This is a genomic window from Pseudomonadota bacterium, assembly GCA_016711215.1.
Lineage (GTDB): Bacteria > Myxococcota_A > Polyangia.
Window position 1 is genome coordinate 16,495 of record JADJTL010000006.1, and the last position, 22,561, is coordinate 39,055.

Sequence of the window (22,561 nt, forward strand, 5' to 3'; positions counted from 1 at the left end):
TCGAACCAACCGAGCCTCGAACCTGTCTCAAACCTGCGATGCCGGAGGAAACGCGGGCAATGTAGTGCAGGAGCCGCTCAGGGCGCAAACACCGATCGACAGCCGCGGGGGCGCGCTTGTAGCGCCGCGCTCAGCTGCACTATGCTGCGGCTCTTTTCCTGAGAGGTGTGTAGATGTCAGTACTCCTTCGAGTCGAGGCCTGGGGCCGCTGCGCAGCGACGGTGGCTGTGCTGGGGGCCGGTGCGCTCGCCATGGCGACGGGGTCGCTGGTGGGTTGCAGCGATGCGGATAGCGGTGCCGTTACGAGCGATGGCCGGAGCGGTACGGCCCGCGATGCGGGGAGCGGCGATAGCGCGGTGGGTCAGCGCGCGGAGCTCGCGGGTACGGTGGTGCAATACGCCATGGACGACGACGTACCGCTCGCCGACGTGATGCTTGCGGCCCTCGCGGATCCATCGCTGAGGGCGACGAGTGATGCGGCGGGCGCCTTCAGCCTGCAGGTTCCGGTGGGCGTGGGCTTCGTGCAGGTGGAGAAGGCCGGCCAGCTCGCTTCGATCTTTGGCTTCGAGGTTCCGGAGTCGGGGCTGAGGGGGTGGAGACTGGGCTTGTTCCGGGCAACGCCCTCGATTTCATCACGAGCTCGTTGAGCGCGCTGCCGGCCCGCGATGCGACCAAGGGCCACGTCATTGTCGAGTTTGACGTCAGCGCCAGCGACTGGACGGCTGCCGGCACCGAGCAGGCGAGCCTGAGCGCCGCCTCTGGCGGGGCCTTCGTCTTCGACGCAGAGGGCGACGCCGTCGCCGCCAGCACGCTCGTGCAGGGTTCGGACGAAGGCACGATCGGCTTCCTCAACGTCGCTCCAGGCACGGTCAAGCTGACGATCGATGCGCCCGGCTGCACGGCGCAGCTGCCCTCGGATCAGGCGTATCCGGTGCGCGCGGCGACGCTCACCTTCATCCGCGTGATGTGCACGCTTCGCTGACGCTGCGCGCGTTGCCGAGGCGGTGACGCGGCGCAGGGCGGGACGGGGCTCGATGGCGCGGGCGCCGCAGCCTGGGCCTCAAACCCGGATGTGACGCCCGACCTCGATCACGTGCTCGGGCGGGATGTGGAAGAAGTCGACGGCGGACTGAGCCAGGCGCGAGAGCTGGCCGAAGAGGCGCCAGCGCCAGTTGGCGAGGCCGCCCTGTCGGCCACGCAGAATCATCTCGCGACCGAAGAAGAAGGCCGTGTAGTCCGGCGTGTAGCCCGGGAGGTCGGCGTGCGCCAGCAGGTCGGCGATGTTGGGCTGCTCCATGAAACCGTAGCGCGCGACCGCGCGCACGAAGCCCTCCGCGAGCGGCTCGAGCTGCAGCCGGCGCTCGGGCGGGACCCGCGGCTCGTCGGCGGTGACGACCTGTAGCAGCACGACGTGCTCGTGGACGACGCGGTTGTGGGTGAAGTTATGCAGGAGCGCGGCGGGCGTGCCGGAGGCGGTCCCCGTCATGAACACGGCGGTGCCCGGAACCCGTGCGGCCCGTTCCACTCGCATCAGCTCGAAGAAATCGTCGAGGTCCAGGCTCTCCTTCGCGATGTGCTGCCGCAGCAGCTGCCGCCCGCGGTTCCAGGTCGTCATCAGGGTGACGAAGGTGCCGGCGATCAGGAGCGGGAACCAACCGCCCCGCGCGAGCTTGGCCAGGTTGGCGACGAGGAAGCCGCTGTCCAGGGCCAGGAGGATCAAGGTCACGCTGATGGCGACGGGCTTCGACCATCTCCAGACGCGTCGCGCGACGACGTGGGCCAGCAAGGTGGTCGCGATCATCGCGGCCACCACGGCGAGGCCGTAGGCGGCGGCGAGGGCGCTCGAGGAGCCGAAGCCGAGGACGAGCACGATGGCGCCGAGCATCAGCAGCCAGTTCACGGAGGGGATGTAGATTTGGCCGACGTGTGTGGCGGAGGTGTGGCGCACCGCCATTCGGGGCCAGAAGCCGAGCATCACCGCCTGGCGCGCCAGGGAGAACGCGCCTGAGATCAGCGCCTGTGAGGCGATAATCGTCGCCGCGGTGGCGAGCAGCACGAGGGGGACCAGCGCCCAGGTCGGCGCCAGCAGAAAGAACGGGTTGGCGGCGTACTCCGGGTGGGCGAGCACCGCAGCCCCCTGGCCGAAGTAGTTGAGCAGCAGGGCTGGCAGCACGAAGAAGTACCAGGTCTGTTGAATCGGGCGGCGTCCCACGTGTCCCATGTCGGCGTAGAGCGCCTCGGCGCCGGTGACCGAAAGAAAGACCGCTCCCAGGACCGTCAGCGCGTGGCCCGGTTGATGGATTAGCAGGATGACCGCGAAGCTTGGGCTCAGGGCGCGCAGCACGCCGGGGTTGGCCCATAGGGCCCGGAGGCCGAGGCCGCCGAGGACGGTGAACCAAAGCAGGACCACGGGCCCAAAGAGCGCGCCGACCCGACTCGTACCGCGCCGCTGCAGGGCGAAGAGGCCGACCAGCAGCGCGATCGTCAAGGGAACTACGAGATGTCCGAGCTTTGGCGCGGCGATTCGCAGCCCTTCGACGGCGCTGAGCACCGAGATCGCGGGTGTAATCATGCCGTCGCCAAAGAGCAGGGCGGCGCCGGCGAGGCCGATGAAGGTGGCCACCGCGGCCTTGCGTGGCGTCGCTACCGATGCCAGCCCCATCAAGGCAAGGACGCCGCCCTCGCCGCGATTGTCCGCGCGCATCAGGTAGCCGACGTACTTGATGGAGACCACGAGGATCAATGCCCAAGCAATTAGCGACAACACGCCGAGCACACTCTCGCGGCCGACGGCGAGCCCAGGCGCTGAGCTGAAGCACTCACGGACCGCGTAGAGCGGACTGGTGCCGATGTCCCCATAGACGATGCCGAGCGCCGTCAGACGCAAGGCCCAGGCCGACTCCCGGGCGACTGCCGGGGCCGCTGGACCTGCTGGACCTGCTGGACCTGCTGGACCTGCTGGATTGGGGCCGGGCTGACTGATGGAGCACTCCTACGGAGGCGGAAGCTACTCCTGCGGCGACGCAGAAGGAAGCCCCCGTCTGCTGCCTCCGCTTCTGGCCTCGCGTCATACCGCGCGGGTTGACGGTCGGCAGGGGGCGCCGTTGCGGGGGCGCCGCGGCGCCCCTGGCTATTCCGCCCTTAGCCGGCTGCGCTAGGATGGCAGGCGCGGCAGAGCGACGCGGCGCCTGAGGAGGGGGACCTATGACCAGGGCGACAGGGGCTGCAGCGCCATTGGCGAAGGGTCCGAGGGCATCGGGGGAGGATCGGGCCTGGCCCGGCCTGAGCGAGGAGGAGGCCGCACGCCGCCTGATCGAGGTCGGCGCCAATGAGCTGCCAGTGCAGCATCGGCGCGGGCTCTGGGCTCTCGCCTTCGAGGTCGTGCGCGAGCCGATGTTCCTGATGCTCGTGGCCGCGGGGGTGCTCTATTTGGTGATGGGCGAGCCGGCGGACGCGCTGATGCTCCTCAGCTTCGTGATCGTCGTCATGAGCATCACGATCGTTCAGGAGCGGCGCACGGAGCGCGCGCTCGAGGCGCTGCGCGATCTCTCGAGCCCGCGCGCATTGGTCATCCGCGGTGGGCTACAGCGGCGGATTCCCGGTCGCGAGGTGGTGCCCGGCGATGTGATCTTGCTGGCCGAAGGCGACCGCGTGCCCGCCGATGCGATCCTGCGCAGCGCGCTCCACTTGGCCGTCGACGAGTCCCTCCTAACCGGCGAGTCGCTGCCGGTGCGAAAGGTCGCGGCCGCGGCGGCGATTGCGCTCGACCGCCCCGGCGGCGACGATTTGCCCTCCGTCTACTCGGGCACGCTGGTCACCAGCGGGCAGGCGCTCGCCGAGGTCCTGACGACGGCGGGTGGTACCGAGCTGGGGAAAATCGGTCGGGCGCTGCAGCAGGTGCAGGTCGCGCCGACGCGCTTGCAGCGCGAGACGGCGCGCCTGGTCCGCACGCTGGCCCTCGTCGGGCTGTCGCTCTGTGCGCTGGTGGTCGTGGTTTACGCGCTGACCCGCGGCGGCGCGGCGCTGGCCTGGAAGGAGGGGCTGCTGGCGGGCATCGCGATGGCGATGGCGACCCTGCCCGAGGAGTTCCCGGTCGTCCTGACAGTCTTCCTGGCGCTCGGCGCCTGGCGCATTTCGCGCAGCCAGGTGCTGACGCGCCGCATGCCGGCGGTCGAGACGCTGGGCGCTGCGACGGTGCTCTGCGTCGACAAGACCGGGACGCTGACGGTCAATCAGATGGCGCTGCGAACCCTGAGCGCCGAGGGCTGCGCCCTGACCCTCGACGGCAGCGAGACGGCCCTGCCTGAGGCGCTGCACGCTCTGCTCGAGAGCGCGATCCTCGCCAGCAAACGCGATCCCTTCGATCCGATGGAGCGCGCGCTGCAAGGCGCCGGAGAGCGGCTGCTGCGCAACACGGAGCACCTGCATCCGGAGTGGCGGCTCTTGCGCGAGTTCCCGCTGACGGCGGAGCGCTTGGCGGTCACGCACGCCTGGGATCCGCTCGCTGGGGCGGAGGCTGCGATCGCGGTCAAGGGTGCGCCGGAGACGGTGGCGGCGATGTGTGCGCTGACGCCGGAGCGGCGCGTCGCGTTCGAGCAGGAGGTCGCGCGCCTCGCCGGGGAGGGGTTGCGGGTGCTGGCGGTCGCCTGTGGTGCGGCGCCGACGCGGGCGCTGCCCGAGCAGCCTGAGCAGCTCGGCCTGACGCTGGTCGGGCTGCTCGGCTTCGCCGATCCCCTGCGGTCGACAGTGCCTGCCGCGGTCAGCGAGTGCCACGCCGCGGGGATCCGCGTCGTGATGATCACCGGCGACTATCCCGTCACGGCGCTCAGTATCGCGCGCCAGGCGGGCCTCGGCGACGCCGCGAGGGTCATGACCGGCGAGGCGCTCGATGCCCTCAGCGACGAGGACCTGGCGCGGAGGGTGGGCCAGGTGGAGGTCTTTGCCCGGGTGGTGCCGGCGCAGAAGCTGCGCATCGTCAACGCGCTCAAGGCCGCGGGCGAGGTGGTGGCGATGACGGGGGATGGCGTCAACGATGCGCCCGCGCTCAAGGCCGCCCATATCGGCATCGCGATGGGGGCGCGCGGCACGGACGTCGCGCGCGAGGCCGCGGCGCTCGTGTTGCTCGACGACGACTTCTCCTCGATCGTGGCCGCCGTGCGCCTCGGCCGGCGGATCTTCGACAACATTCGGAAGGCGGTGGCCTTCATCCTCGCCGTCCATGTGCCGATTGCCGGCCTCTCGATGATTCCCGTGCTGTTGGGCGACTGGCCGCTCTTGTTGCTGCCGGTGCACATCGTCTTCCTCGAGCTGGTGATCGATCCCTCGTGCTCCTTGGTCTACGAGGCCGAGGAGGCCGAGCCCGACGTGATGCGGCGTCCGCCGCGCAGTCCGCGCGAGCGCCTCTTCTCCTGGCGGACCATTGGCGTCAGCGTGCTACAAGGCCTGAGCGTCCTGGTGGTCTGTCTGGCGGTCTTCGTCTGGGCCAGGCGCCACCACTCCACCGACGCGGCGCGCGCGCTGACCTTCGCCAGCCTCGTCGTCGCCTCCTTGATGATCATCCTCACCAATCGCTCGTGGTCGCGGACGATCGCGGCGACGCTGCGGCAGCCCAACGCCGCGCTGTGGTGGGTCGTCGGCGGCACGACGGTCCTGCTAGCGGTGGTGCTGCTGCTGCCGGGCGCGCGTCGGCTCTTTCACTTCGCGCCGATCCACCTGCCCGACCTCGCGCTGGCGCTGGGGGGCGGTCTGACCTGCGTCCTATGGTTCGAGCTGCTGAAGCTCAGCCAGCGCTGGGGCGGCTGGCTCAGCGTGTCGGCGCGTGGGGCGCGGCCCCAAGGTCGGCGCTCTAACGCCCCAGATGATCGAGGAGCGTCTTGACGCCGATGGCGACCAGCACGGCGCCGCCCAGGACCTCGACGCGGCGACCGAAGAGCGCGCCGAGCGGCCGGCCAAGCTGCAGGCCGAGCGCCGTGAGCGCGCCCGCGGTGAGGCCGATCACGAGCGCCGGATACCAGATCCGCGTTCCGAGGAGGGCCAGCGAGAGCCCGACGGCCAGCGCGTCGAGGCTGGTCGCGAGCGAGAGGCCGACCAGCGACCAGCCGCGCGTGGGGTCGGCCCGGCGGCTGCTCGCGTCGCGCGTGCGCAGGGCTTCGACGATCATCTTGCCGCCCAGCGCGGAGAGCAGGCCAAAGACGACCCAATGATCGAAGGCGGCCCAGGAGCGCTGCACGGTCAGGCCGACCAGCCAGCCGACGATGGGCATCAGGAACTGAAACAGGCCGAAGTGCCAGGCGAGGCGAAAGGTATGACCGGGGGTCACGCGCTCGAGGCTGAGACCGACGGCGAGGGCGACCGCGAAGGCGTCCATCGCCAGGCCAATCGCGATCGCCAGCAGGACGAAGGGCGACATGCGCCGCAGCCTACCATCGCTCGGGCGGGGGCAGGGCGGGCGATTCGCAGGTGGCGGTCACTCTGGTACCTTGCTGGTCGATGAACACCCTATCGTCGTCGGGTCATCGCCATCGGGCGCGCAACGCGATGTACGGGCGGCGGCTGCGGCGCTGGCTGACGCTGAGCGCCGCCGACCGCGCCTCCCTGCTACGTGCGATGCTGCTCTTGGGGCTCGTTCGCCTGCTGCTGCGAGGGGGCGCCGCTGGGCGTCGTGCTGCGCTTCGGACGCGCCGCGGCAGGTCGTCGGGCCGGGCCCTTGGCGTCGGCCTCGGTCGGTGGCGATCGGGTGGCGGCGATCGTGCGGGCGGTCGACCGCGCGGCGCGCGCGCTGCCGGGCGCGTCGAGTTGCCTGGCGCGCGCGCTCGTGGCCCAGCGCCTGCTGCGGCGCGCCGGCGTCGCCGCCGAGCTTCGTATCGGCGTGGCGCGCGATGGCTCGCGCGCCGGCCTGGCGGCCCACGCCTGGGTCGTGGACGGCGAGCGCGTGCTCGTCGGCGACCAGGCGCAGCCCGAGCGCTATGAGCCACTGCCGCTCGTGCTGGCTCCGCGGCGCCGACCTTCAGCGCCGTCTTCCGCCTAGAGAAACGTTCAGCCCCAGCCGGCGGTGCTGTCGATGCGGGCGATCTGCTCGCGGAGGTCCTGGATTTCGCGCTGCCAGTACTGGACCGTGCCGAAATGGCTGAAGGTGCGCTGGAAGGTCGGATCCTGCCAGCGGCGGGCGATCCAGGTGCTGTAGTGGATGAAGCGCAGGGCGCGCAGCGGTTCGACCAGGCGCAGCCACTGGCGGTCGAAGGGGCGAAACTGGCGATAGCCCTCGAGCAAGAGCTCGCGTTGGCGCACACCGTCGTCGTCGAAGCTCGGGACCAGGAGCCAGACATCCTGGGCGGCCGGACCGAGGCAGAGATCATCGAAATCGAGGAAGGTCGGCCCGCTCGGCGCCCAGAGCAGATTGCCGAGATGGCAGTCGCCGTGGAGGCGGTGCGTCGGCACACCGGCGAAGAGCGGCTCGATGCGGGTCAGCAGCGCCTCGACGGTGGCGGCATAGACGGCGCGCGCCTCGGGATCGATGAGGTCGCGCTCGAGCAGCAGCGCGAGGTTCTCTCTACCGTAGGTCTGCGGATTGAGCGGCCGGCGCGCGCTCGCGGTGCCCGCGGCCCCCGCGTTGTGCAGGCGGCCGAGCAGCCGACCCAGGATCGCGAGCTGCTCGTCGTCGAGCTCTTGCGGGGCGCGACCGCGCAGGCGCGGATAGATCGCATAGAGAATGCCGTCGACCTCGCCAATCGTTTGCCCGTCGCCGAGCGGCAGCGGGGAGACGACCGGGATCTCCAGCTCGGCCAGCTCGGCGAGAAAGCGGTGCTCGTCGGCGATGGCGGCGCGGCTCCAGCGCCCGGGGCGGTAGAACTTCGCGACGACGCTGCTCTCGTCCTCGAGCTCGATCTGATAGACGCGGTTCTCGTAGCTGTTGAGCGCGAAAAAGCGCCCGGTGCAGCGCGCGCCCCCGACCTCGACAGCGTGGCTGACCTGGTCGGGCGTCAAGCGGTTGAAGTGGCCCGCCAGTGGATGCTCTTCGAGCTCGCCTTCGTAACTCATGCGCGCACCATCGTGCGCGGAGCCCGGCAGGTCAATCGACAAGATCGAAGGCCTTTCCGGCAGCCGCCCCCCGCGCCGCGTCAACCCTTGCTCGCATGCGCCTGGGGGCGGCGGCAGCTCGGCAGGGCAAAGTGCGCGCTGAGAAGTATGTAAAGACAGGCGTTTGTCGAAGTGGAGAACAGGTGCTGGTTTTCTGCCTTGCAGGAATGAGAAAGACAAAGTACACCTAAGGCACGGCCTATAACGCAGGGGGTGCCTCATGTCAGCGCGTCACTTCGGCTCGGTTGGTGGATGGACACGGGAGCTGAAGGTGGGGCGGCTGGGGGCATTTGGGGTGCTGGGTGCGTTGGTGGGGTTGGTGGGGCTGGCGGGCTGCGAGACGCTGGCGGATGACAGCAGCCTGACGCCGCCGCCGGCGGTGCGGTCGCAGGCGGCGAGCAGCAACGCGATGAACGCGATGAACGCGATGAACGCGATGAACGCGATGAACGCGATGAACGCGATGAACGCGATGAACGCGATGAACGCGATGAACGCGATGAACGCGATGAACGCGATGAATTCGATGAATTCGATGAACGCGCTCAACGCGATGAACGCGATGAACGCGCTCAACGCGATGAACGCGATGAACGCGATGAACGCGATGAACGCGATGAACGCGCTCAACGTCGGCGACCTGCGCATCCCCTCGACGACGCTGACGGACCTCTCGAAGTACACCTTCAACCAGGCCGAGGTGCTCTGCCCGGCGACGCGGCTGGGGCCGCTGACGGTGGCGGGGCAGAGCGCCAACGTGGTGCTGCCGCGCTGGTTGGTGCCTCAAGAGCCAGTTCGAGCGCGTGCGCGAGGCTGCTGCGCGAGCCCGCCCTGCGGCACGAGCTGCGCGCCGCTGACGGTGGCGATCGACGAGGACCTGGACGCCAACGGCAGCTTCAACCCGGCGGGGGGCGTGGACCAGACGGTGACCTACGAGGTCTTCAGCGCCATCGCGCTGGCGTGCGCGGACAAGGCCTACCGGCCCTTCCTGCTCCATCCGGTCAGCGGCCCCGAGGTGCAGGCGCTGGACGCGGCGGGCAAGATCCCGACCTTCACGACCTACTTCCGCTATATGTGCATCCAGAGCTGGGATGAGACGCAGCACAAGGCCGTCTACCGCTGCGGCAAGGGCCGGGTGGCCGATGGCATCAGCGGCTACGCGGTGAAGGCGGGCACCAACTCCCGCGACCGGTCTACCTGTCGAGCCTGACCTGGGGCGGCAACGTCTGGGATAAGCACTTCCAGTTCCTCAACGCGCACCTGGCCTCGATCGTCGAGAGCAAGCAGGGCACGGTGCCGGTTTCGGGCTACGCGCTCGACTACGCCTGGAACCTCAACCCGCGCGATGTCCACGCGGGCACCTCGACCAAGAAGGAGGCCGACTACCTGGCCGCCGTGGCGCTGAAGACGGCGACGAGCCGCAGCGGCGTGGCCGTCAGCCCCTACAACCGCGCCAACCTGACGGGCGGCCAGAGCTTCAGCGCCAATGAGCTGAACCAGGGCGAGACGGGCTACCGGACCTATCCCGACCTGGCCTCGAAGGGCACCCCTCAACGGCATCGCCATCGACCTCAAGGTCTCCCCTGGTACACGCAGAACTGCAAATGGGCCTCGGACTGGGGCCGGCCCGAGCTGACGCCGCAGTCGGTCGCCGGCGCCTCGGTCTTCCCGATCGGCAGTGCCAGCAACCAGGCCCTGCTCGGCCTCAACATCGGCGACACCACCCCGCGCCGCTGCCCCAGCTTCGCCACCTGCGAGCCCGGCCAGAGCTGCTGCATCGGCAAGTTCTCGCTGGGCTGGGCGCATTCCTGCGCGACCCGTACGGACTCTACCGTCTGGTGCTGGGGCGACAATTCAAACGGACAGCTGGGCCGGGGCGACGTGGCCCCTAGCGCTCCGGTCGCAAGCCCTGTCCTGGTGGGCCCGGGCGGAGCCTCGTTGACCGGCGCCATCGACGTCGCCCTCGGTCACTTTCATTCCTGCGCCCGCCGCAGCGACGGTAGCGTTTGGTGTTGGGGCGCAGGAGCCAATGGCGAGCTCGGCGACGGATCGCTGAGCTTCCGCTTTAGCCCCGTCCGCGTCGTTGGCCTTGACGGGTCCGCTGTTGAGGAACTCGTGGTCGGCTCCTACCACGGTTGTGTGCGCCGCACGGACGGCGCAGTCTACTGTTGGGGCGCTAATAGCAACGGTCAGCTTGGCGACGGTTCGACCAGCAGGTCCTCGGTCGCCAAGCGCGTGCAGGCTCTGGGGACGGCGGCGGTCGAGCTCATTGCCGGCAGTGCTGGTACCTGCGCGCGGCTGGCGGACGGCACCCTATGGTGCTGGGGCAATAACTACTACGGCCGGCTCGGCGACGGGACGACCGTCCGGCGTCTGCTGCCGACCCAGATCACGGCCCACGGCACGACTGCTGCCGGGATGGCCTTGGGGTACTTTGGGACTTTCGTGCGGCGTAAGGACGGGACGCTCTGGGCGTCCGGGTCCCACTTCATGGGCGCGCTGGGCATCGGTTCGGGCTCTGGGGGATCCAATCCCGTGCTCGTCACCGCGCTCGGCACGAGCGTCATCGACGTGGTGGCGGGGGTGAATCATGCCTGCGCTCGCAAAGCGGACGGCACCGTCTGGTGCTGGGGCAGAAACTTCGGGGGCGCGCTTCCCGTGCAGGTCACAGATCTGGAGACCACGACGGCGGCGCTCGCCGCGGGGGCGTACGCGACCTGCGCGCGCCGCACCGACGGCAAGCTCTGGTGCTGGGGCAGCAACAACGCGGGGCAACTTGGCGATGGCCTCTACCTCGGCTCGAGCACGCCCCACGCCGCGCTCGGCCTGCAGTGTGAGTGCGGCGATGGGGTCTGCAGTCGCAGTGAGACCAGGGCGACCTGCCCTGTGGACTGTCGACAGGAGAGCTGCGGGGACGGCAAGTGCACGGCGGCCGAGACGCCCTCGACCTGCTCGAAGGATTGCGCCGCGCTCCCCATCCACAGCGGTCTGTCGGTCGGCTATATGCATGCCTGCGCCAACCGGACGGACGGCAGCCTCTGGTGCTGGGGTACCGGTTACCTCGGTGACGACCTGGTGCCACCGTCACGCACGAGTCCCGTGCGGGTGACCGCCTTTGGCACGGGCGCAGTGGCGCTGGTGGAGAGCGCCACCCGGGGTTGTGCGCGGCGCGCGAATGGCACCCTTTGGTGCTGGGGCCGCGGGGTCTCGAGCGGTGGAGGCGTAGTCCAAGTCGGCGATGGGACGTCACTGACGCGCGCCACGCCCGTAGCCATCACCGCGCTCGGTTCGACGGTGGCTGACATTGCCGTGGAGAAGGACGGTTATTGTGCGCGGCGCACGGATGGTCGCCTCTGGTGCTGGGGCGCAAACGCCTCGGAGGAGCCGGGTGCCGACCCCTTGAGCGTACGCCTGGTGTCGGCGCTCGGTACGACGGTCGCTCAAGTTGCCGTTGGGGAAGGTCATACCTGCGCGCGGCGCACGGACGGCAGCCTCTGGTGCTGGGGTTCAAACGGCAATGGCGCGCTGGGCGATGGCACGCTGATCACGCGATACGTCCCAATGGCGGTGACCGCCTTGGGGACCTCGGTGGCGGGGGTCGTCGCAGGCTTCAACTTTACCTGCGCTCGGCGCACGGACGGCACTGCCTGGTGCTGGGGTTCGAACGAGTCCGGACGGCTCGGCGACGGCACGACGGTCCAACGCCTCGGCCCCACAAAAGTGACCGCGCTGGGTAGCTCGGTCGCGAAGCTTGCGGCGGGCTATGGACCAAGCGCCTGCGCGCGCCGCACTGACGGCAGTCTCTGGTGTTGGGGTCGCAATAGCAGCGGCCAACTCGGCGACGGATCGAGCGGCTATTCGTCGACGATGGCGTACAGCGCGACGCCGGTACCGGTCGTCGTGCTCGGCACCTCCGTGGTCGAGGTTGGCCTCGGCTCATTGCACTCTTGTGCTCGCCGTGTCGACGGGAGCGTCTTCTGTTCGGGCTCGAACACTGGCGGGCAGCTCGGCACCGACGCGACGATCGACGCCACGTCCTCGACGCCGCTGCCCTTGGCGCCCTGCGGCGACGGGATCTGCTCGCTGCCCGAGCGGCAGAGCGGCGGCTGCGCCGCGGACTGCGCGGCGACCTGCGGCGACTGCGTCTGCGACGGCGTGATCGAGGACGCCGCGAGCTGCCCGGCGGACTGCGTGGCGGGCAATACCTGCACGCCCGGCACCTGCGGCGATGGTAAATGCGACGCGACCGAGAGCTGCCAGCTCTGTGCCTCCGACTGCGGCAGCTGCTACCCCTTCTAGCCCGCCAGTCGGTGGATCGGACCCGGAGGGCTCAGCGCTCCGACGCCGCCTGCGCTTGACGCACTGCCGGGTCCGACCTCCCTATGCCTGATCCCTATGCCTGATCGGGCTGGAAGACGATGCCGGCCGACTGGAAGGCCTGGAGCAGGCCCGTGCGGTCGTAGGTCTTGAGGTAGGCCTCCTCGGGTTCGACCGTCCGGGCCCTGACCAGGTCGACGAGCTGGTCGTTCATCGACTGCATGCCGAGCGTGCGGCTGGTCTGCATGATGCTCGCGATCTGCGCGGTCTTGCCCTCGCGGATCAGGTTGGCGATGGCCGGGGTCCCGAGCAGCACCTCGTAGGCGGCGACGCGGCCGCCGCCCCTCTTGGCGCAGAGCACCTGGGCGATCACGCCGCGCAATGACCCGGCGAGCATGATGCGGATCTGCGCCTGCTGGCTCGGCGGAAACTGATCGATGATGCGATCGACCGTGCTGGCCGCGGTCGTCGTATGCAGCGTGCCAAGCACCAGGTGACCGGTCTCTGCCGTCTCGAGGGCGATCGAGACGGTCTCGAGGTCGCGCAGCTCGCCGACGAGGACGATGTCCGGGTCCTCGCGCAGCGCGGCGCGCAGCGCGCTCCGAAACGATTCGGTATGCGTCCCGACCTCACGCTGACTGACCAGGCACTTCTTGTTCTCGTGGGTGAACTCGACGGGATCCTCGATCGTGATGATGTGGTCGTCACGCGTGCGGTTGATCTGGTCGATCAACGAGGCCAAGGTCGTCGACTTGCCGCTGCCGGTCGGACCGGTGACGAGCACCATGCCCTTGGTGAGCTGGCAGAGGTCGACCGCCTTGCGCGGCAGCCCGATCTGCTCGGGGCGTAGCACCTCGAAGGGGATGAAGCGGAAGACCGCGGCGATGCCCTTGCGGTCGACGAAGTAGTTGGCGCGAAAGCGCGCCACGCCCTCGATCGCATAGGCGAAGTCGGTGTCGTTGGTGCGGCAGAACTGCTCGTAGGCACGATCCGTGATCACCTCGAAGAGCAGCTCGCGCAGCTCGGCGTGGGTCAGCGGTGGGCGATCGAGCAGGCGACGCATCTTGCCGTGAACTCGCCCGAGCGGCGGCATTCCCGTGACGAGGTGCAGGTCGCTGGCGCCGACCTCGACCATGCGCCGCAGCATGCGGTCGAGCTGCGCCGGCTGATCGATCCGGCGGGGCGGGCGTGGTGCCGGTGCGCCGGTCGCCGCCGCTGCGCCTTGGGAGGGGGCGTCGTCGGGCGTCTCGGCCGGCAGGACGGGCGCGATCGCCGGCGCTGCGGATCGCGGGCGCCCCTTGCTTGCTGTTGCGCTGGCGCTGGGGGCGGCGGCCGAGGGGCGCGCTGGCGCCGCAGGCGCACGTGCCTCGGCGCTCGGCGCGGGTGCGGGCGCGGGTGCCAGCGCGGGTGCCAGCGCGGGTGCGGGTGCCAGCGCGGGCGCGGGCGCGGGCGCGATGGCGACCGTGTCGCCTGCCGCACCGGCCTTGGCGTTGCGCGCCATCAATTGCTGCTGATAGGCCAGCACGCGCTGGATCTGAGGCGGCGAGAGCAGCCCTTTCTCCAGGCAGATGTCGCCCAGTCGGCGCGGCTCTGGCCCGCGGAGCTGGGCGATGACGCATTCCGCGAGCTGCTCTCGCGTGAGCAGCCGCATTGCGATGGCGATCTCGCCGAAGAGCGACGTTTGTCCTTGAGCTGCCACGAGGTCGCAGTTGCTCCCGGCAGAGGGCCAGAACGGGCGGATTCTGAGGGCCGCGAGCGTACGCCGAGCGCCTGAGCGCGCGCAAGGTTGCGCGCCCGCGATTGTTGCGCGCCCGCAATTAGGCCAGGACGTCGTCGGTGCGATAGGACTTCTGCATCAGGGGCGCGGTCAGCGGGTCGGCCGTCAGCTGGGCGATGATCGCGTCGGGGCCGTGGCGTCGCAGGCAGGCCCCCAAGCCCTCGGACGGGGTGCCCTGCGCGCGGTGCAGGCGGAAGAGGGCGTCGATCACGTCCGCGAGCTGGGTCCGCGGGATCTGGCGCAGGTACATCCGCTCGCCGTCGCTGCTGATCAACGGCCCGCCCTGATGGCGCCCGCTCTCGTCGCCGAAGAGCTTGAGCTGGTAGAGGTTGAAGCCTGATCCCACCAGGCCGATCGCCTTGGTGGCGGGGCGGAAGCATTGCCGTTCGCAGCCGGTGATACCGATCGACTCCGCAAGCTCGCCCCAGCCGCGCGCCTCCAGCTCGTCGAGCAGCTCGGGCTCCAGGCGCTCCGAGTCGGTGTAGGTCAAGCGGCAGGTGTCGCGGCCGACGCACGCGCCCGAGTGTCGCCGCAGGGTCGAGTAGGGGCGCCCGCCGCGCGCGCCATAGCCGTGGGCGCGCAGCTCAGCCTCGAACGCGGGGCGTGCGCCATCGGGCAGCCCGCAAAAAAGCAGATCCTGATTGGGCGTGACCATCAGCTCGACGGGAAAGCGCTCCATCACCTGCCGCACCATCGTCTTCAGCCGGCCGTTGGCGCTGGCGTCGGTCAGGCGGCCGTTTTCGATGAAGGCGCCGAAGGCCCAGCCGCGATCGCCGGGCAAGCGGGTCCAGCCGTGGTGCAACTGGCGTGCGCCGGGGTCCTGGCTCGGCTCGGGGAGCACGAGCTGGCGGCCGAGCCGCGCGCCGACCTGCTCGCGGAACCAGGCGATGCCCTGCTGGCGAAGGACATACTTGAGGCGTGCCCAGTGACGGTTCTGCCGGTCGCCCCACTCCTGCTGCACCTGCACCACGGCGTCGAGCGTGGCCAGCAGCTCGCCGGCGCTCACCACTGTCAGCGGCTGGGCGAGCGTGGCCGTGGTCGGTTTGCCGTTGCGCTCGCCCTGGCCGCCGCCGACATAGAGCTGGAAGGCCGTCACCGTTCCGTTCGCCGCCGCGATCGGCGCCACGCCGAGGTCATTCGTCAGCAGCTCGACGCAATTATCCGCGAGCAGGGCGCCGCTCGTCCCCTCGCGATGCAGCGCCGAGAACGCGATCTTGAACTTTCGATTGAGCAGCCCCGGCCCGTATTCAAACGACTCACCAGGCTGGCGCAGGTACTGCGGGTCGATCGCAAAGACCTTGAGGTGCGGCTCGACGGGGAGCTGGAAGTAGTCGGCGGCGCGCCGTGCCCAGGCGTGCGTGTCGCAGACGTCGGAGCCGAGGGCGAGGGGGCAGGAGAGGACGTTGCGCACGTTGTCGCCGCAGCCGTTGAGGCTGCGGATCCCCGCCTCGCCCATCGTGCGCACGATCTCGAGCACGCCAGCCTTGCTCAGCCAGTGGAGCTGGATCGTCTGGCGCGTCGTCAGGCGCAGGGAGCTATGGCCGTCGCTGTCGCGCGTATAGCGCGCCGCGAGCTCGTCCAGTAGCCGCCACTGCTCGCGGCCGATCGGTCCGCCGCCGGGATTGGCGAGGCGGAGCATGTACATCCAATCCTTCTCCTTGCCGGTCTTGGCGCGATTGAACTCGAGGTAGATCCCGTGCGACTTGGCGAGCTGCTCGGCCTCCCAGCTCAGGTTCGGCGCTTCGCTGCGCAGCTCCTCGCCGAGCGTGCCGATCAACCCAGAATGCTGGCGTTTGTTCAGCTCCTCCTTGTTGTACGCGGCAGGGTCGGTGCGGAGCTTGGGCTCAAAGGTGTGCTTCATCGACGATCCTCATCGGCTCTTTCGGGGCCGAAGGGGTGGCCCCGAGGTTCGGGCGGCGCGCGTCGCGCAGCGTGTCCTGGTCGAAGGCCGTCGGCGGCGCCAGGCCCACGACGTCGCCGACGATCAAGGTCAGTGGGGCCGCGGCCTGCGTCTGCGGCAGCGCGGCGAGGGTCGTGCGCAGGCGGCGCTGCGCGGGTCGCGTCGCGCACTCCACGAGCGCGACCGGGGTGCTGGGTGCCCAGCCCTCGGCGGCCAATTCGCTCGCGATCTGCGGCAGGCGTGCGGCGGCCATGTAGTAGACGAGGGTGGCGCGCTGGGGCGCGAGGTCGGGCTCGCCGCAGCAGTGTCCCGTGCGCAGCTCGACGCGCCGGGCCATCCCCCGCATCGTCAGCGGGAAGCCGCTGCTCGCCGCCGCGGCGTGGGCGGCGCTGACGCCGGGCACGACCTCGACCTCGACGCCGCGCTCGCGCAGGTAGGCCAGCTCTTCGCCGGCGCGGCTGAAGACCGAGGGGTCACCGGCCTTGACCCGAGCGACGCGTTCTCCGCGCGCGGCTGCCTGGTAGAGTAGCTCGTTGATCGTCTGCTGGGCGATCGAGTCGCGATGTCCGCCGCGCTTGCCGACGTAGTGCTTGCGGCCGGGGTAGGGCGCCAAGGCGCTGGGGTCGACGAGGTCGTCGTAGAAGAGCACGTCGACCTGTCCGAGCAGGCGATGCGCCTTGCGGGTCAGCAGCTCGGGATCGCCGGGTCCAAAGCCGACCAACCAAACCTTGGCGGTGGCGAGGCCGCCCTGAGCGCTGGGAGCGCTCGCCCTCGTCGCGGCGGGCGTCGCGGCGGGCGTCGCGGCGAGCGCGTCGAAGTGGTCACGGATCGCGTTACGCCAGGCAATGCTGCGGGCCACGTCCTGGCCGTTCGAGCTCACGGCGACGGACATCTCACCCTGGCGAAAGATCGCCGGCGTGACGAAGTCACAATGCGTCGGGTCGTCGACGACGTTGGTCAAGATCCCGCGCGCGCGGGCCGCGCGGCCAAGGCGGCGGTTGAGCTCGCGGTCGCTGGTGCAGGCGTAGAGCAGCTCGACCCCCTCGAGCAGGGCATCGTCATAGCGCTGCTCCAGCACGCGCAGCTCCGGCGGCTTCGGCTCGGCCAGCGCGACGCCGTCCGTGCAGAGCGTGACCCGGGCGCCGTAGTGGGTCAGCATCTCGTGCTTGAGGGTCGCCTCGCGGCCGCTGCCGACGACGAGCACGTGGCGCCCTGCTGTGTTGAGGCAGAGCGGCAGGAAGCGCAGCCCCTCCTTGCTGGGACGTGGGGTCATCGTCAGATCACAAAGTCGGGGAGAATCTGGCGCTCCTCGAGCAGCGACCAGGCGCTCTGTACCCGCGCGGCCAGCGGCTGCCCCGGATCGAGGACCAGGTCGGTGGCGATGCCGAGCGCAGCGCGGCGCTCGTCGGCGAGCTGCACGGTCAGGATCTCCTGCGGGGCGTTGAGCGCCCGTAGCAGCTCGAGGTCGGTCTGGTCGGCCTCGGGCAGCGCGGTGATGACGAGCTGGCCGCTCGCCGTCAGGATCCGCGCCAGCTCGCCGAGGTGGCGCACGCGCTCATCGCGCTGGACCAGCGCGTCGGCCGTCGCGGTCGCCTCGATGCCGCGCGCGAGGTTCGATAGGGCGAGGTAGTAGGCGGCGTGGCCGGCGTCGAAGAGGCGTCGCTCGAGGGCCCGGCCGAACTCGCGCAGGGCTGCCTCGTCGGCGCCGACGGCGACGACCAGCTTGGCGCGGTGGCGATTGCGCGCCTCGCGTTCAGCGAGGGCGACCGCCCCCGTCTCCCAGCCGGCCTCGCGCTGACGCACATGCGCCGCCAGCAGCGCGCGCTCGTCGGCGAGCGCCTGCAGCACGATGCCTCCCCCGGCGATCTCATAGTTGTCGACGATGACGAAGCGCCCCGTTGCCGCCATCTCGCTGGCGAGATCGAAGGCCAGGGGCTTGGCCGTCTCGAGCACGCATTCGGCGACGTCGTGGCGCTCGACCTGGACCTTGCCCTGGCTGCTGCTCAGGTCGGCCGCGTCCATCACGCCGCGCACCTCGGCGAGCTGCACCGGCACGCGGGCCGTGGCCAGCTTCAGCTTGTAGCGCTGCCCCGGACGCAGCGGCGCCTTGCCCATCCAGAAGAGACTGACGCGCAGGCGCGTGGTGACGGCCGGTGCGGGGTCGGCCGCGCGGCACATCAGCTCGCCCGGACGGATGTAGAGCTCCTCGTGCAGCGTGATCCCAGTCGCCGCTCCGGCGCTGGCCTCCGTCTGCGGCGGACGATTGAAGGCCTCGATCGTCCGCACGGCGCTGCGCTTGCCGGAGGGGTAGAAGACCACGGCGTCGTCGACGGCGATCGATCCGGTCTCGACGGTGCCGGCGACGATGCGGCGATCGTCGCCGCCCGCCGTGAACTTGTAGATGTCCTGCACCGGCAGGCGGAAGGGCTGGGCGACGCGGCTGCTCTCCTTGGGAAAGGCATCGAGCTGCTCGAGCACCGTGGGGCCCTCGTACCACGGCGCACGGCTCGCGATGTTGATGCCGTCACGCGCGCAGATCGGCACGAAGCCGGCGGGGCGCAGGCCGACGCGATCGAGGAAGGCCGTGTACTCGCGCTCGATCGCCGCGAAGACCCCGAGATCGTAGCCGACGAGGTCCATCTTATTGACCAGCACGACGACCTGTTGCACGCCGAGCATCGAGAGCATCGTGCCGTGACGGCGCGAGTTCTCGCGAATGCCCTCGTGGGCATCGATCACCAGCAGCGCGGCCTCGGCACGCGCTGCACCCGAGACCATGTTCTTGAGGAACTCGATGTGCCCCGGCGCGTCGATGATGATGTAGTCGCGCTGGCGGCTGCGAAAGAAGCAGCGCGCGCTGTCGATCGTGATCCCCTGGGCCTGCTCGTCCTTCAGGGCGTCGAGCAGGAAGGCATACTCGAAGGGTCGCGCGTTGCGGCGGCAGAACGCTTGAATTTGCTCGAGCTTGCCGTCGGGCAAGGCCCCCGTGTCGGCGAGCAGGCGGCCGATTACTGTGCTCTTGCCGTGATCGACGTGGCCGACCACGACGACGTTCATTTGCTCGCGCTGCGCCTGGTCGAGATCGCTAGCCATCACATATAGCCCTCGCGGCGCAGGGTCTCGAGGCCTCCGCCGTCCTCCTGATCCTGCGCCCGGCCGGCGCGCTCGGCGACGCGGGCGAACTTGCCGCTGCGCAGCTCGCTGACGATGTCGGCGACGCTGCGCGCCTCGGAGGCCACCGGCTGGGTGCAGGGCCAGCAGCCGAGCGAGCGGTAGCGCCGTCCCTCGCCCTGGTCGAAGTAGAGCGAGACCACCGGGATCCCCTCGCGCTCGATGTACTCCCAGACGTTGAGCTCGGTCCAGTCCAGCAGCGGGTGCACGCGGACGTGGGTGCCGGGGGCGAAGTCGGTCTTGAACTGATTCCAAAGCTCCGGCGGCTGGTCGCCGACGTCCCACTCGCTGGACTGATCGCGCGGGGAGAAGTAGCGCTCCTTCGACCGGCTGCCTTCCTCGTCGGCGCGGGCACCGACGATCACCCCGGTGTAGGGCTCGCGGCTCGGATCGAGGCGATACTCGCCGCTGCCGTGGTCGAGGCGGTAGCGCGGCCAATCGCCGGCGAGCGTATGCCTGAGCGCGTCGCGCTTGAGGCTACGGCAGCAGGTCATTCGATCGACCTTGCCGTCGGGGAAGGTCTCCTGCTGCGCCAGCGCCGCGGCATTTTCGCCGTAGACCATGTCGAGTCGCAGTTCGCGCGCGAGGCGGTCGCGGTAGGTGATCATCTCCGGGATCTTGAAATGGGTGTCGATGTGCACCAGCGGGAAGGGCACGTGACCGAAGAAGGCCCGCCGCGCCAGCCAAAGCAGCACCGTGCTGTCCTTGCCGATCGACCACAGCATGCAGAGGCTGCGGAACTCGCGGTAGGCCTCGCGCAGGATGAAGAGGCTCTTGGCCTCGAGTTGGTCGAGCTGATCCATCTCAGGTCCTCAAGTGGGTTCGCGCGGCGGTGTTGGTGACGTGTCGCTGGGCGCGTCGGCCCTGCTGGCGCCGTCGCGCCCGGGGCGATGGAGGCCGCACTCGCGCTGGTTCGGCTGCTCCCACCACCAACGGCCAGCGCGTTCCTCCTGGCCGGGTGCCACCGCGCGCGTACAGGGCGCGCAGCCGATGCTGATGAAGCCACGCGCGTGCAGCTCGTTGAAGGGCACGCCCTGGTCGTGGAGGTAGCGCCAGACCTCGGCCGTGCTCCAATCGTGCAGCGGCGCGAGCTTATAAAGCGCGTGTTCGGCATCCCAGCTGATCGCCGTGGTCGCCGCCCGGGTCGGGCCCTGGTCCCGGCGCAGCCCGCACACCCAGGCCGAGAGCCCCTTCAGCGCGCGGCGCAGCGGGCGCACCTTGCGCAGCTCACAGCAGGCGCGGCGCTTCTCGACGCTCTCGTAGAAGAGGTTGGGGCCGTGCTTGCCGACGAGCGCGGCGAGCTCGCCGGCATCCGGCGCGTGGACCTCGACCGTCAGGGCGTAGTGTCGAAGCGTCTGCTGCATCAGCGTGTAGGTCTCTTCGAAGAGGCGCCCGGTGTCGAGCGTGAAGATGCGCGGTCGCGGCGTCGCCGACGCCAGCAACGCCGTCAACACCTGGTCCTCCGGCCCGAAGCTCGTGGCCAGCGCGAAGCCATCGACGCCGAAGGTGTTCAGGGTCCAGGCGAGGGTCGCGGCCGCGTCCTTGCCCGCGAGCTCGGCGCGGTATTGATCGAGACGTTCCATCGTCCTTGCTCTCGCACTCCGCGGCCGGCGCCATATTCGGGGCGTGGGCCAGCGGCTCGTTGGTCTATCGCTCGCGCCGCGGCATTGGCTCTCGCGCGAGCGCTCGAGGGTGAAGGGCGCTAAATATGGTACATCGCGCCATCGCCCACCTCTTCGCGCTCGGCCAGATCGGCGAGCGTGATGCTGAAGACGCGGGCGAGCTGGCGGTCGGCTTCCCAAAGGAGGTCTCTCAGCACGCCACGCCCTGCGAGCTTGGGCAGCTCGCGCCGACTGCCCTCGAGCGCAGCGATGACCTCCCAGGCCGTCGTCTGGGAGGCCGGGCGCGCGAGCTCATAGCCGCCGCCGAGGCCCCGCACGGAGCGTACGACGCCGGCCTTGACCAGCGCGGCGAAGATCTGCTCGAGGTACTTGAGGGGCACGTTTCGGCGCTCCGCGATCGCTCGCGCCTGGACCAGGCCACCGCCCTGCTGGTGGACGAGGTCCAGGATCGCCGGGAGCCCATAAAGCGTTTTGGTGGTCAGATGAAACACGGCAATCCCATGGGCGAGCTAGACAATGATCTATCTGCGGTCGGGCCGTCAAGGCCTTCGGGGAGGCGACGTACGGTGCTCGTGAGCGCGCTGATGGTTGGGCTGATGGTTGGGCTGATGGTCGATTTGTTGGGCTGTGGGGGCTCCAGGGCCGTGCTGGAACCCTACGGCTTCAGCGAGCTCGGCCTGCTCGATTTCCAGAGCTACGCCTTCGCGCTGCGCTACACGACGGCTGATGGCTTGCCGATTTCGGCGGCGGCGATTAGCTGCCGGATCAGCGGCGATGGCGGCGGCGCGCTGCTTCAGCAGCCACTGGCGCAGACCGATAGCGAAGGAATCGTTCGCTTCGCGCTCGAGACGCGCGGCCCCGCGGTCTTCGCTCTGCGCTGTCGCCCGGTCGGCCACGACCCCTCGGCGCTGTCGTTCCCCGTTCGGGTCAGGTGATAGGGGTGACGTGATAGGCTGGGCCACGCTCAGGCGCAGGGCCTTTGCGGCCATGCGAGACCCGCTGGCGGGTCGGGGAGGGTGCGTATGCGCAACATAGTGGTCGGTCCAATAGTGGTCAGTTCAGTGCTGCTGGTCCTGCCTGTCCTGCTGGTCCTGCCTGTCCTTGGGGCCTGTGACCAGAGCTCCGCGGGCGGGGCGGCGCGCGAGGCTTCGGTGCGCGATCAATCCGTGCGCGATCAAACGGTCGACCTGGCGCAGCGCGATCTGCGCGTGCTGCAGCTCGGCGACGGTGGCGGCGAGCGACGCGATGGCGCTGCCGCAGCGCGCCGCGATGGGGCCGCCGACCAGCGCGCGGCCGTGGCCGACGCCGGGCTGCGCCCTGATGCCGGTGCGGCTGATGGCGCTTCCGTGCCTTGCGGTCATCCGGCGGTGCTGGCGCGCTTCGCCGCCTGCCGTGCGGCCGGCGACGCGGTGAGCTGCGTGCAAGAGGGAGGCAGCTGGACCGCCGTGGGCGCGGCGAGTACCTTCACCTGCGTCTGCCCGACGGGGCAGGAGAGCTGTGCCTGCCGCCGGTCGACGGACTGCCTCAACGAGATGTGCCTCGGCAGCTTGGTTACGGGCTGTGCGCAGGCCACCGTGGGGACCTGCGCCGATGAGGCGCCGCTCCTCAACTGCCTCTGCCGGGTCGGGCTTCCGGGCGCTGACGGTGGGGTTGCCCTCTGCAACTTCTAGGACCGGCCCCCGCGCCGCAGCTCGGACG

The 22,561-nt window shown here is 69.9% G+C and carries 18 protein-coding genes; 8 read left to right on the forward strand and 10 right to left on the reverse strand.

Annotated elements, in window-relative coordinates; all coding sequences use genetic code 11:
- The first annotated feature begins 173 nt into the window (after window positions 1-173).
- Window positions 174-647 carry a hypothetical protein gene (locus IPL40_14405; protein MBK8482332.1) on the forward strand — a complete coding sequence of 158 codons (474 nt, stop codon included), beginning with the start codon at window positions 174-176 and terminating at the stop codon, window positions 645-647.
- Entirely contained in the window at window positions 644-982 is a 339-nt protein-coding gene (locus IPL40_14410) for a hypothetical protein (protein ID MBK8482333.1), read from the forward strand. Before IPL40_14405 ends, IPL40_14410 begins: the two co-directional genes overlap by 4 nt.
- A 78-nt stretch (window positions 983-1,060) precedes the next feature.
- Here IPL40_14410 and IPL40_14415 read toward each other — a convergent pair whose 3' ends face one another.
- Window positions 1,061-2,983, reverse strand: a complete 1,923-nt coding sequence (locus tag IPL40_14415) for a potassium transporter Kup (protein ID MBK8482334.1) — start codon at window positions 2,981-2,983, stop codon at window positions 1,061-1,063.
- 221 nt (window positions 2,984-3,204) lie between these two features.
- Here IPL40_14415 and IPL40_14420 point away from each other — a divergent pair, with 221 nt between their 5' ends.
- A complete protein-coding gene (locus IPL40_14420; GenBank protein ID MBK8482335.1) occupies window positions 3,205-5,877 on the forward strand; it encodes a cation-translocating P-type ATPase in 2,673 nt (890 codons plus the stop codon).
- Here IPL40_14420 and IPL40_14425 read toward each other — a convergent pair.
- Complete coding sequence (locus IPL40_14425) at window positions 5,846-6,409, reverse strand: manganese efflux pump (GenBank protein MBK8482336.1); 564 nt, start codon at window positions 6,407-6,409, stop codon at window positions 5,846-5,848. The genes IPL40_14420 and IPL40_14425 overlap by 32 nt on opposite strands.
- Window positions 6,410-6,601: 192 nt before the next feature.
- Between IPL40_14425 and IPL40_14430 the strand changes: the two genes are divergently transcribed.
- A complete protein-coding gene (locus IPL40_14430) occupies window positions 6,602-7,027 on the forward strand; it encodes a lasso peptide biosynthesis B2 protein (GenBank protein ID MBK8482337.1) in 426 nt (141 codons plus the stop codon).
- A gap of 8 nt (window positions 7,028-7,035) precedes the next feature.
- On the opposite strand, the gene IPL40_14435 is transcribed toward IPL40_14430, so the two are convergent.
- A complete protein-coding gene (locus tag IPL40_14435) occupies window positions 7,036-8,037 on the reverse strand; it encodes a serine/threonine protein kinase (GenBank protein ID MBK8482338.1) in 1,002 nt (333 codons plus the stop codon).
- A 259-nt stretch (window positions 8,038-8,296) separates the two neighbouring features.
- Here IPL40_14435 and IPL40_14440 point away from each other — a divergent pair, with 259 nt between their 5' ends.
- Both IPL40_14440 and IPL40_14445 read left to right on the forward strand, forming a co-directional pair.
- On the forward strand, window positions 8,297-9,286 hold the full coding sequence (locus IPL40_14440) for a hypothetical protein (GenBank protein ID MBK8482339.1): 990 nt from the start codon (window positions 8,297-8,299) through the stop codon (window positions 9,284-9,286).
- 83 nt (window positions 9,287-9,369) lie between these two features.
- The gene (locus IPL40_14445; protein MBK8482340.1) at window positions 9,370-12,375 is read left to right on the forward strand and encodes a hypothetical protein; all 3,006 of its coding nucleotides are present in this window, start codon (window positions 9,370-9,372) and stop codon (window positions 12,373-12,375) included.
- Between the two features lie 94 nt (window positions 12,376-12,469).
- On the opposite strand, the gene IPL40_14450 is transcribed toward IPL40_14445, so the two are convergent.
- The 7 genes from IPL40_14450 to IPL40_14480 form a co-directional block, all read right to left on the reverse strand.
- Window positions 12,470-13,540, reverse strand: a complete 1,071-nt coding sequence (locus IPL40_14450; protein MBK8482341.1) for a type IV pilus twitching motility protein PilT — start codon at window positions 13,538-13,540, stop codon at window positions 12,470-12,472.
- 670 nt (window positions 13,541-14,210) lie between these two features.
- A complete protein-coding gene (locus tag IPL40_14455; protein ID MBK8482342.1) occupies window positions 14,211-16,031 on the reverse strand; it encodes a nitrite/sulfite reductase in 1,821 nt (606 codons plus the stop codon).
- A complete protein-coding gene (gene cobA, locus IPL40_14460; GenBank protein MBK8482343.1) occupies window positions 16,015-17,343 on the reverse strand; it encodes a uroporphyrinogen-III C-methyltransferase in 1,329 nt (442 codons plus the stop codon). Before cobA ends, IPL40_14455 begins: the two co-directional genes overlap by 17 nt.
- Before the next feature lie 2 nt (window positions 17,344-17,345).
- Window positions 17,346-19,163: a 50S ribosome-binding GTPase gene (locus tag IPL40_14465; protein ID MBK8482344.1), complete on the reverse strand. Its 1,818-nt coding sequence runs from the start codon at window positions 19,161-19,163 to the stop codon at window positions 17,346-17,348.
- Window positions 19,163-20,044 carry a sulfate adenylyltransferase subunit 2 gene (locus IPL40_14470; GenBank protein MBK8482345.1) on the reverse strand — a complete coding sequence of 294 codons (882 nt, stop codon included), beginning with the start codon at window positions 20,042-20,044 and terminating at the stop codon, window positions 19,163-19,165. The genes IPL40_14465 and IPL40_14470 overlap by 1 nt, the downstream gene beginning before the upstream one ends.
- A 9-nt stretch (window positions 20,045-20,053) precedes the next feature.
- Window positions 20,054-20,824, reverse strand: coding sequence for a phosphoadenylyl-sulfate reductase (locus IPL40_14475; protein MBK8482346.1), 771 nt, complete (start codon window positions 20,822-20,824; stop codon window positions 20,054-20,056).
- A gap of 119 nt (window positions 20,825-20,943) precedes the next feature.
- Complete coding sequence (locus tag IPL40_14480) at window positions 20,944-21,354, reverse strand: Rrf2 family transcriptional regulator (GenBank protein ID MBK8482347.1); 411 nt, start codon at window positions 21,352-21,354, stop codon at window positions 20,944-20,946.
- Between the two features lie 75 nt (window positions 21,355-21,429).
- Here IPL40_14480 and IPL40_14485 point away from each other — a divergent pair, with 75 nt between their 5' ends.
- Together IPL40_14485 and IPL40_14490 are read left to right on the forward strand one after the other, a co-directional pair.
- Window positions 21,430-21,798, forward strand: coding sequence for a hypothetical protein (locus tag IPL40_14485; GenBank protein ID MBK8482348.1), 369 nt, complete (start codon window positions 21,430-21,432; stop codon window positions 21,796-21,798).
- 87 nt (window positions 21,799-21,885) lie between these two features.
- Complete coding sequence (locus IPL40_14490) at window positions 21,886-22,533, forward strand: hypothetical protein (GenBank protein MBK8482349.1); 648 nt, start codon at window positions 21,886-21,888, stop codon at window positions 22,531-22,533.
- Window positions 22,534-22,561 lie beyond the last annotated feature (28 nt).

What these genes read in the sequence shown, in the direction of transcription:
- IPL40_14475 (MBK8482346.1), bottom strand. Translation starts at nt 20,824, where the DNA reads ATGGAACGTCTCGATCAATACCGCGCCGAGCTCGCGGGCAAGGACGCG.
- IPL40_14405 (MBK8482332.1), top strand. Translation starts at nt 174, where the DNA reads ATGTCAGTACTCCTTCGAGTCGAGGCCTGGGGCCGCTGCGCAGCGACG.
- IPL40_14470 (MBK8482345.1), bottom strand. Translation starts at nt 20,044, where the DNA reads ATGGATCAGCTCGACCAACTCGAGGCCAAGAGCCTCTTCATCCTGCGC.
- IPL40_14465 (MBK8482344.1), bottom strand. Translation starts at nt 19,163, where the DNA reads ATGGCTAGCGATCTCGACCAGGCGCAGCGCGAGCAAATGAACGTCGTC.
- IPL40_14420 (MBK8482335.1), top strand. Translation starts at nt 3,205, where the DNA reads ATGACCAGGGCGACAGGGGCTGCAGCGCCATTGGCGAAGGGTCCGAGG.
- IPL40_14490 (MBK8482349.1), top strand. Translation starts at nt 21,886, where the DNA reads ATGCGCAACATAGTGGTCGGTCCAATAGTGGTCAGTTCAGTGCTGCTG.
- IPL40_14450 (MBK8482341.1), bottom strand. Translation starts at nt 13,540, where the DNA reads ATGCTGCGGCGCATGGTCGAGGTCGGCGCCAGCGACCTGCACCTCGTC.
- IPL40_14440 (MBK8482339.1), top strand. Translation starts at nt 8,297, where the DNA reads ATGTCAGCGCGTCACTTCGGCTCGGTTGGTGGATGGACACGGGAGCTG.
- IPL40_14435 (MBK8482338.1), bottom strand. Translation starts at nt 8,037, where the DNA reads ATGAGTTACGAAGGCGAGCTCGAAGAGCATCCACTGGCGGGCCACTTC.
- IPL40_14425 (MBK8482336.1), bottom strand. Translation starts at nt 6,409, where the DNA reads ATGTCGCCCTTCGTCCTGCTGGCGATCGCGATTGGCCTGGCGATGGAC.
- cobA (MBK8482343.1), bottom strand. Translation starts at nt 17,343, where the DNA reads ATGACCCCACGTCCCAGCAAGGAGGGGCTGCGCTTCCTGCCGCTCTGC.
- IPL40_14455 (MBK8482342.1), bottom strand. Translation starts at nt 16,031, where the DNA reads ATGAAGCACACCTTTGAGCCCAAGCTCCGCACCGACCCTGCCGCGTAC.